The sequence below is a fragment of the Chamaesiphon sp. OTE_75_metabat_556 genome, assembly GCF_031378165.1.
Classification (GTDB): Bacteria; Cyanobacteriota; Cyanobacteriia; order Cyanobacteriales; family Chamaesiphonaceae; genus Chamaesiphon.
Window position 1 is genome coordinate 1 of the sequence record NZ_JANNDR010000246.1, and the last position, 7,833, is coordinate 7,833.

Sequence of the window (7,833 nt, forward strand, 5' to 3'; positions counted from 1 at the left end):
CGCCCAGCGCAATCGACAAGTCAAAGCACAGCTAGCCGATGGCGAGATCGCCTACTTAGACTTGCCATTGGCACCAACCAACAACCCCTGGCTGGCGATCGCGGGGAAATACCAAGACGATCCGAATTGGGACGAATACCAAGCCGCCATTGCCGCAGCTCGCCAAGCTGCCAATAAGAGCGAGGGTATTTGCTAACTAATTAAGAATTAAGAATGACTGGCTACTATTTACTATTCAGCTTCACGTTCCCTCTATCGATCTTAATTACTGCATTCAGTACTGAATGCAGTAATTAAGTATTTAATCTTAGCTAACCGTCATCATAGGAATCGATACAGACAGTGCATTCCAGACTTCCATCAATCGCCCCAGCCCGATCGACTCATAGCCGCTAGCTTCATACCTTTGCACCATCTGTTCCTTGATACCGAGCTTGGTGGCTAGCTCTTTTTGGGTCATCCCCAGACTAATCCGTTTTTGAATTAAGACCTTGGGCAGATCTTCGATCGATCCCATTGTAATTTCGACCTTCCCCACTTTGAGATCTTCATACTCTTGGATTTCCATCTGCATTCGATCGATCTGTGTCTGAAAGCTGTTTTGCATCGCGGCTAGTTGACTGGGCGGCATATTTGATTGTTCTTGCAATTTATCGATAACTTGTTGCAGCTTATCGATCTCGCCCTTGGTAACTTTATATTGGTGTTCGTTTTGGATCATGATTAACTTAATTGATAATTGATAATTGATAATTGATAATTGCGGATGCGCTCCGGTCGGGTTTCCCGACCATGGAAGCGCACCAAGCAGGGTTTTTGAGATGTTGATTTGAACCCTTGCTCTTTCTTGTTTACCTGGGTGGATCGAAACTTCTTAGATCGATCTCTACGATGCCGATCGGTTCGCCATCGCGATTTTTTTGCAAAAAACCCTGAAATGCCGACATGAAATCCATCCGTAGCTCGCAGCCAAAGCGAGCGTGTTGTTCGTCAATATCCTGAAAAACTGGATCTAGCATCCCGATATCGATATCCATCCCATCAAAACAACCGTCGATGTCGTTGGGTCGTTCCTTATTGGTGATGAAACTACCGCCAATGTAGATCGTCTGACAGCCCGATCGAATGAGTAACTTGAGGGCAAACATCAAGCCAGATAGGAGGTTAGCACGGCGAGAGTTGTACCCATATCGCTCCCAAAAATCTGCCCAACTCATCGCCCAAATTCCAGGTGGTAGGTAGCCGCTTTCGGTAAATGGGGGCATTCAGTCGGTTCTCCATCGCACATGAAAACGAAGCTGTGCTTTCTTTTAGATTAACACAACTTTTTAGTTGGAGTAAGGTTAGTACAACTTTTATAATTACTTAATTACTGCATTGATTACTTAATGCAGTAATTAAGCGATCGATTGGCAATCGTCGATTCTCAGAGGGAGAGGCTACGCCAACGCCGCATTGACTTGTTTGTTAAATTCCAACATCGCCGCGCTCGTCCGCGCTGATTCCTTCGCATCCAGCACGCACTCGCCACACGCCGAACAAAAATCGCCCTCGACCCCTGGAATGGTCGTTGACTCACCTTTATAGGTATAGGGCAGATCGCGAATGTCTTTCACCAACTCTGCCATCCCACAGGACGGACATTTCATACTCTATAACTCCTTGTGATAATTAATAATTAAGAATGAATAATTAATAATTGAAGATTATTAATTATTCAAAAAAGAGGATTGAAAGAATCAAGTGTTAATTAATAGTTAATTATTACCTATTAATTAACACTTGATTGATATCGCGTACTAAAGCTTAATTACTGTATTACTGCATTAAGTGTTTAATACAGCAATGCAGTAATTAAACGTTTGTATCTTTCAAAGCCTCATCCAACAACATTCTGACTACCTCAGCCTTCTTCAAGCCATTATGGGCGCACAAGATCGATAACTTGGTGTGAGTAGACTTGGGTAAATCTACCGTCAACCGCACGGTTGCCTCTTTCTCTGGAGAATTTTGCATTAATTTAGACATCAAACTAGTGGTAGGTTGGGATGCGATGGGGTTTGCGGGTGCTGCGACAGCAATCGCAGGTGCTTCGACGCTCGGCTCTACCCAATCGTTTACAGTCTCTACCGTTTCGACAATCGGCTCGACTGGTTCCGCTACAGGGTCGGCAACTGGAGTGGGCGCATTGTCCCTGTAAACGAAATTATTTACCGCCGCATTGTCACCCATTGGCTTGCGCGTTTTTTTAGCGGTCATGCCAACACCTCCATCACTTCGGCAAATAACTTTTCAAACTCTCTAGCCGATTCCGCCGCAGGTCTGCCCGATAGATCCCAAACCGTGGCCGCTTGCCCGAAGGTATCGGCGACTACCTGCCGCTGGTGAACTGACGTTTTGAGAATCTGGATGCCACTTTGCCCTAGTAATGCTTGAGCTTCCCCTAACAACTTAGTGCCCTTAACCGCTCTGCTCAAAAACACCACCGCTTTGGGCGCACCCGATCGAATCGACTGCGCTTGCAGGACTAACCGCACGGCTTCGGAGGCTGAATGGAGATCTAACCCTGTCGGTTGACACGGTACGATCGCTAAATCGGTTCGCATTAAAATGGCTCGACTGGATTCGGAGAGTCCGGCAGCACCATCGACTAATAAGTAGTCGCACTCTTTGGCTAAATCGGGGATACGATCTAATAGCTCGTCTGTCGATTGAATCACATGAGCGGCGATCTGGGTATCGAGCGATGCCAGCCAAATTGAAGATGACTTTTGGGCATCGGCATCGACGACGGCAACTTTATGACCCTGCTTGGTCAGCCATGCTGCTAGATGGACGCAGGTGGTAGACTTGGCGCAACCGCCTTTCTGATTGATTAGTGCTATTACTGACATACTGCATCACTGATATACTGCATTACTGCATTGCTGTATTAAGTACTGATTTATCTTACTGCATTACTGAATTGAATACCGATCGCTTGCCTACAATTCTCCATTCTCGTTTTGTTATAATAAATCATTATAATAATCGGTTTTACCATGCCCTCGAAAAAATATCCGATCAGTCCAGCTAAAATCGGTAGCCAAGACGGTTTTCGTCTGCCGAAAGCCTTTTCTCACGACTATCCCCACTTAGTTACAGCTAAAGGTCATATTGAAACAATCGACGAGAATACTTTTCTGGTGCATCTCGAACCCGATCGATCGTCAGCATCAGAACTTGACGACGATGAAAGCGTGATGATGAAACTGTTTCTAGATTCTCTGCTCAAATTTGCGATCGCCAAGCCGGATTCACTCACGCTCTACACGCAGGAGATGGCTGACGAGATGGATGAATTACTCGCTGGTGTCGTTGTGGCCGAAGACGAATGAAGCCCTTCGATGCTAACGGTTGGACGATCCTGTTCTATGAAGACTTTCAGCTTCAGTGGGCGGACTTAACCGCCAAAGTGGTCAAACTGAAATCGAAATTAGAACCCAAAGATTTTGTCACCCATCCCGATGTCAAACTGCTCAAAGCGATCGATTCCGGCATCAGGGACAAAATCTCGCTAGATCCCTTTGCCAGTCATTTCGCACTGCGAAAGCCCCTAGATCGATACGGTCGGCTCAAGAAAATGGGACTGCCACAACGGTATCGACTATTTTTCAGAGCCTTTGCCGAGAGACGAGTAATTATCATTCTGTGGCTGGGGTTCCCACGTAGAGAAGGCGACCGCCGCGACTGGTATAAAGTTTTCTCAAAGATGGTTGCTAATGGGAAGTTGCCTGACTCCTATGAATCGTTGGTGGCTCAATTCGAGCTTGAGGATGATGAAGCAACGGCTGACACCGAGTTAGAAGAACAGATCGATTGCCTCGATCTATTTTCGGCTTCACCAACAGATGAAGAATAGCAAGCTCGAAGTGTCGGCTTTGCCGAACCCTCGTAGATTCTGTCGTTGGTCGAACGCAAAGTAGCGTCTCGCTCCAGAAGACCTGCCAAAGGCAGTCGAACTACTCAAATATGTTACTGCATTAAGCACTTAATACAGTAATGCAGTAAGTAAGCTTCCATCTCAACGATCGATAAAAAAAAGGGGAACTAGCCCCCACCAACCAACTAGGCACTGATGACCGCCCGACTGCCGCGCGATGCCCGACCCAACGACAACTCGCGCCCTGGAGCCTGACACGGCACCGAGCAAGACCAACAGCCCGACCAAGTGACCCAACCGACAGACACGGGCACCCACCGCCGCGATACCACGCCCACACCAACGACCGCACTAGCCCGCCGCGCAAAGTCAGCCGCCGACTCAGCCGACGAGAACACAGGCTCGACCACCCACCCGCTGAAAGAACGCTCGCTGACCCGAACGCAACAGTCAACCGCACCAGCACGATCGGCCAGTGCAAACCAGAAATCAGCAGGAACTAAAGAACGCATAACACAAACTCCAAACGAAAGAGACAACCCGCGAACGCACGGGCTGCCCTACCACTAACTTTTGGCGAGTCAAGGGTGGCGGTCGATCGCTATTTCTGGCACTAAGCACCATCGAACCGCCACTCGCGTAGCCCTTGACCGCCGAGACACAATAAAACAGCCCGTGTGTGGTAACTAAGCACTAGGATTTTTGCATGGGCACTCCGGATCTAGGAGCTGGTGCGTTCGCGTAGCGTCGCCTGGAGCCGAATCGTTATCTCGGCTCGTATCCAGCATCCGCCAATGCCTTGCGAACTTCTGCGGCGGCATCTTGCATGACATAAGCGTCGTCTTCATCGATCGCGCGGCGGCGGAAATCATCAAACTGGACGCGCTTGAGATATCGAGCGAGGGCGTGTGCTTGCTCGTCAGTCAGCTCGATCTCAAGCGATCGAAGTTTAGATCTATTTTTTATAGGGCTGGATTCGATGCGAATTGGCTCTGCTCCCGCCGCTGCATCTTTAGCATAGTGAAATCTAGTGAATTCACCGCAGCTATGGCATTCATAGTCTTCCCAACTCGAATTATCTTCGCTTTTAGCTCCTCTAATTTCTAGAGCTGAAGAGTTGCAATGTTTGCATAAAGGAATATATTCTTCAATCATCAGTTTTCTTTTAAATAACTTCTACCCGAACGGCTTGCCGTCTGCGACAGCAATCGTTAACTCGATATCAATCGCCGTTCCTTGGCTGAGTACTTTCGCCTAATCTTCCGCACTGTCAATTGTCAGCCGACCTATCGATTCTAACTCCCGTCTTAACTCTTCCTCATTGGGTAAATAGAGCTGATACTTCTGGACGAAAAGCTGACTGCTCATCTGGTAAGTTGCATACTCTACTAATAGTTCATCCTTGTCTTTAGTCAAGATCAATCCGATCGGGGGATTATCGTCCTCAATACCTTCCTCCTTAGCGAAATAGCCCAAATACATATTCATCTGCCCGATATCGTGGTGCTGTACCTCGTTAATCTTGAGATCGACTAAGACAAAGCAGCGCAGAATCCGGTGGTAAAAAACCAAATCGACGCGGTAATGAGTATTGTTAATCGTGATGCGATACTGTCGCCCGACAAAGGTAAAACCTTTACCCAATTCTAGTAAGAACTGTTGCAAATGGTCGCAGAGTAAGGTTTCTAATTCCAACTCCGAAGGTAGATAGGGTTCGGGAATTTTTAGAAATTCAAATACATAAGGATCGCGCAAGATGTCGGTTGGTTTGGCGTTCGGTTTTGAGTAAAAATCTTACCAGTAGAGCCGATTTCCCCCGCTGGTAACGGCTGGATCGTAGAGTCTTCAATCGGTTCGGTCGCTTCGGAAAAAATTAAACCCAGCGACCTTATATACAAATCGATATTTTATGTTTTTCATGTTATTATGTTTTTCATAAGACCTTGGAGCATTTAGCTCACGCTGGTTTGGGGTTGGTGGCTGACCCCACTTAACGCAATCTAGCCATACATTACAACAAGGCTGGTTATGAAGCAAGAGAACGGTAAAAAAGAGACAGTAAAGCTGACGGCACTTGATGAAGACATCCTCACCTGCCTATTGGGTCGGGAGCTTTATGGGCTAGAAATTCTCGACCAACTCAATCTCGATCGTCCTAGTGAATTGAGTTTTGGCAGTTTATACCCCGCTCTCAATCGTCTAGACAAAAAGGGTTATGTCGTCGGACGTTGGGGCGATGAGAAGGAGCCATTAAGCGGTGCTAGACGCAAGTACTATAAGGTCACGGAATTGGGTGATAAGGTGTTAACGGAGGTAAGAGACTATAGAGCGGCTCTCACAATTCAAGGGGAACGAAAAGAAGAACAACGTGGCAATAATTTATCGAGCGAAGAGAAAAATATCTTAAAGAAGTTAAGTCTTCGCCAACGAAAAGAAGAACAGCGCGGCAATAATTTATGGAGCGATTTACAAAATTTCAGAACCACTCTAGAGGCAGAAGAGAGCTTTGCTGATGAAGATGATTTCTCTAATCTTAGAGATCGGGCACCAGGGCGTGAAGTAAATCTATGAAGCTCAAGTATTTACTCGACACTAATATTATTTCAGATTTAATGCGTCCGCTTCCCAATCCTAAAGTTATTGAGAGTTTTGACATCCATAGATCGGAAATAGCTACGGCTAGTATCGTCATTCACGAACTTTTGTATGGATGCCTGCGGCTGCCAGAATCGAAAAAGCGTCAGGCTTTTTTGAATTATATCAATAGCTCGGTGATTAACTGGCCGACATTTGACTATGATCTAGCTGCGGCACAGTGTCACGCTCAAGAAAGAGCGAAATTATCTAAAATCGGTAAAACTCTAGCTTTTGCGGACGGACAAATTGCGAGTATGGCTGTTACCAACAATCTAATTTTAGTTACTAATAATGTTGACGACTTTCAATTTTTCAACGATCTGAAGATTGAAAATTGGTTCGCTAACGAAGATAGCTAAATACTACCAGTGCAAAACCGTACCCTAGATCGACTCGATTGATTCTCTTTCAGAGAGGCTACGCCAACGAGAATAGAACGAGTCAATCTAGGTAATCGATACATGTTACAACCTCTCCCCAAACAAAATATGAAATATAATGTATTAAATAAAATCACTAATTTGAGAAATCAAGCTTATTTCTTTTGTTGACTACTCCTCAGAAACCTTTGTATTTTATAAAATCTATTGAAAATGCTAACAATTCTATCATTGTTGAAGGTAAAAAACTAAGCTTGTATCCTCATGGTCTCGGAAAGCATTCGCTTACTCCATTAACAATAAATTATTCTAAAAAAGCGTTGTGTGTCAATGGAAATAACTTTATGCTTACTGAGAGCTTGCAAGATGAACAAAGTTTAGCCTTGCGAATGCCAGAAAAACATGGTGTTGACTCTTCCGGATTGCCTAAAACAATCAAACTCATTTTGGAGCAGTGTCCAGGGAAAGTTGTTGGTATGCTACAACCAATATTTAGTTATGGAAGGCACGGGTTTTTATAATCCCTATCAGCGTTACTAAAATTCGATAACAATTTACATTTTACATTACTCCACCTCGAAGATCGGGGCTAAATCTCGCGCACCGTGAAGAACGCGCACGACCTGAACGCAGGACGGCATCGCGATATAGAACACCACATACCGACCGATCGGCAAGCTTCGCATATTTTCGGCCAACTCAGGACGCAATCGCCCAAGCTGGGGCTGCTCTGCTAACAGTTGCAGTTTCCGTCTATTGCTATGTCAGGCTTTCAGCGATTTAACTGAATGACTACCGATCGTGCAAAATCTTATCCCATATCTTTAGTTTATGCACTATGAATCTTGCAAAGGTTCTCGCATTAAAAACCAGTACTAACTCAACAACACTGAC

Annotated in this window: 12 protein-coding genes and 3 pseudogenes; 6 read left to right on the plus strand and 9 right to left on the minus strand. The window is 45.6% G+C overall.

Annotated elements, in window-relative coordinates:
* Positions 1–196, plus strand: a pseudogene (locus RMO27_RS10040) (hypothetical protein); the annotation flags it as partial.
* 111 nt (positions 197–307) lie between these two features.
* On the opposite strand, the gene RMO27_RS10045 reads toward RMO27_RS10040, so the two are convergent.
* From RMO27_RS10045 to RMO27_RS10065, 5 genes and pseudogenes are all read right to left on the minus strand, one after another.
* On the minus strand, positions 308–721 hold the full coding sequence (locus RMO27_RS10045) for a helix-turn-helix transcriptional regulator (protein ID WP_309731944.1): 414 nt from the start codon (positions 719–721) through the stop codon (positions 308–310).
* Between the two features lie 130 nt (positions 722–851).
* Complete coding sequence (locus RMO27_RS10050; RefSeq protein WP_309731947.1) at positions 852–1,265, minus strand: DUF6932 family protein; 414 nt, start codon at positions 1,263–1,265, stop codon at positions 852–854.
* A 180-nt stretch (positions 1,266–1,445) separates the two neighbouring features.
* Positions 1,446–1,649, minus strand: a pseudogene (locus RMO27_RS10055) (type II toxin-antitoxin system MqsA family antitoxin); the annotation flags it as partial.
* 205 nt (positions 1,650–1,854) lie between these two features.
* On the minus strand, positions 1,855–2,259 hold the full coding sequence (locus RMO27_RS10060; protein ID WP_309731952.1) for a hypothetical protein: 405 nt from the start codon (positions 2,257–2,259) through the stop codon (positions 1,855–1,857).
* Entirely contained in the window at positions 2,256–2,894 is a 639-nt protein-coding gene (locus RMO27_RS10065) for an AAA family ATPase (RefSeq protein ID WP_309731954.1), read from the minus strand. Before RMO27_RS10065 ends, RMO27_RS10060 begins: the two co-directional genes overlap by 4 nt.
* Before the next feature lie 147 nt (positions 2,895–3,041).
* Here RMO27_RS10065 and RMO27_RS10070 point away from each other — a divergent pair, with 147 nt between their 5' ends.
* Together RMO27_RS10070 and RMO27_RS10075 are read left to right on the plus strand one after the other, a co-directional pair.
* The gene (locus RMO27_RS10070) at positions 3,042–3,377 is read left to right on the plus strand and encodes a hypothetical protein (protein ID WP_309731956.1); all 336 of its coding nucleotides are present in this window, start codon (positions 3,042–3,044) and stop codon (positions 3,375–3,377) included.
* Positions 3,374–3,901: a type II toxin-antitoxin system YhaV family toxin gene (locus RMO27_RS10075; protein WP_309731958.1), complete on the plus strand. Its 528-nt coding sequence runs from the start codon at positions 3,374–3,376 to the stop codon at positions 3,899–3,901. Before RMO27_RS10070 ends, RMO27_RS10075 begins: the two co-directional genes overlap by 4 nt.
* A 206-nt stretch (positions 3,902–4,107) precedes the next feature.
* Here RMO27_RS10075 and RMO27_RS10080 read toward each other — a convergent pair whose 3' ends face one another.
* From RMO27_RS10080 to RMO27_RS10090, 3 genes and pseudogenes are all read right to left on the minus strand, one after another.
* Complete coding sequence (locus RMO27_RS10080; protein ID WP_309731961.1) at positions 4,108–4,434, minus strand: hypothetical protein; 327 nt, start codon at positions 4,432–4,434, stop codon at positions 4,108–4,110.
* Between the two features lie 253 nt (positions 4,435–4,687).
* Positions 4,688–5,077, minus strand: coding sequence for a hypothetical protein (locus tag RMO27_RS10085; protein ID WP_309731963.1), 390 nt, complete (start codon positions 5,075–5,077; stop codon positions 4,688–4,690).
* Between the two features lie 99 nt (positions 5,078–5,176).
* Positions 5,177–5,692: pseudogene (locus RMO27_RS10090) on the minus strand (PDDEXK nuclease domain-containing protein); the annotation flags it as partial.
* A 258-nt stretch (positions 5,693–5,950) separates the two neighbouring features.
* On the opposite strand from RMO27_RS10090, the gene RMO27_RS10095 reads away from it, so the two are divergent.
* From RMO27_RS10095 to RMO27_RS10105, 3 genes are all read left to right on the plus strand, one after another.
* Positions 5,951–6,493 (plus strand): PadR family transcriptional regulator, encoded by a 543-nt coding sequence (locus RMO27_RS10095; RefSeq protein ID WP_309731967.1) that lies wholly within the window; start codon positions 5,951–5,953, stop codon positions 6,491–6,493.
* The gene (locus RMO27_RS10100; protein WP_309731969.1) at positions 6,490–6,918 is read left to right on the plus strand and encodes a type II toxin-antitoxin system VapC family toxin; all 429 of its coding nucleotides are present in this window, start codon (positions 6,490–6,492) and stop codon (positions 6,916–6,918) included. The genes RMO27_RS10095 and RMO27_RS10100 overlap by 4 nt, the downstream gene beginning before the upstream one ends.
* A gap of 188 nt (positions 6,919–7,106) precedes the next feature.
* A complete protein-coding gene (locus RMO27_RS10105; RefSeq protein ID WP_309731971.1) occupies positions 7,107–7,460 on the plus strand; it encodes a hypothetical protein in 354 nt (117 codons plus the stop codon).
* 45 nt (positions 7,461–7,505) lie between these two features.
* On the opposite strand, the gene RMO27_RS10110 is transcribed toward RMO27_RS10105, so the two are convergent.
* Positions 7,506–7,685: a type II toxin-antitoxin system RelE/ParE family toxin gene (locus RMO27_RS10110; protein ID WP_309731973.1), complete on the minus strand. Its 180-nt coding sequence runs from the start codon at positions 7,683–7,685 to the stop codon at positions 7,506–7,508.
* Between the last annotated feature and the right edge of the window lie 148 nt (positions 7,686–7,833).

Bases quoted from the DNA above. Each gene is read 5' to 3' on its own strand.
- RMO27_RS10085 (WP_309731963.1), bottom strand. From the start codon at position 5,077: ATGATTGAAGAATATATTCCTTTATGCAAACATTGCAACTCTTCAGCT.
- RMO27_RS10050 (WP_309731947.1), bottom strand. From the start codon at position 1,265: ATGCCCCCATTTACCGAAAGCGGCTACCTACCACCTGGAATTTGGGCG.
- RMO27_RS10065 (WP_309731954.1), bottom strand. From the start codon at position 2,894: ATGTCAGTAATAGCACTAATCAATCAGAAAGGCGGTTGCGCCAAGTCT.
- RMO27_RS10070 (WP_309731956.1), top strand. From the start codon at position 3,042: ATGCCCTCGAAAAAATATCCGATCAGTCCAGCTAAAATCGGTAGCCAA.
- RMO27_RS10075 (WP_309731958.1), top strand. From the start codon at position 3,374: ATGAAGCCCTTCGATGCTAACGGTTGGACGATCCTGTTCTATGAAGAC.
- RMO27_RS10100 (WP_309731969.1), top strand. From the start codon at position 6,490: ATGAAGCTCAAGTATTTACTCGACACTAATATTATTTCAGATTTAATG.
- RMO27_RS10080 (WP_309731961.1), bottom strand. From the start codon at position 4,434: ATGCGTTCTTTAGTTCCTGCTGATTTCTGGTTTGCACTGGCCGATCGT.
- RMO27_RS10060 (WP_309731952.1), bottom strand. From the start codon at position 2,259: ATGACCGCTAAAAAAACGCGCAAGCCAATGGGTGACAATGCGGCGGTA.
- RMO27_RS10095 (WP_309731967.1), top strand. From the start codon at position 5,951: ATGAAGCAAGAGAACGGTAAAAAAGAGACAGTAAAGCTGACGGCACTT.
- RMO27_RS10045 (WP_309731944.1), bottom strand. From the start codon at position 721: ATGATCCAAAACGAACACCAATATAAAGTTACCAAGGGCGAGATCGAT.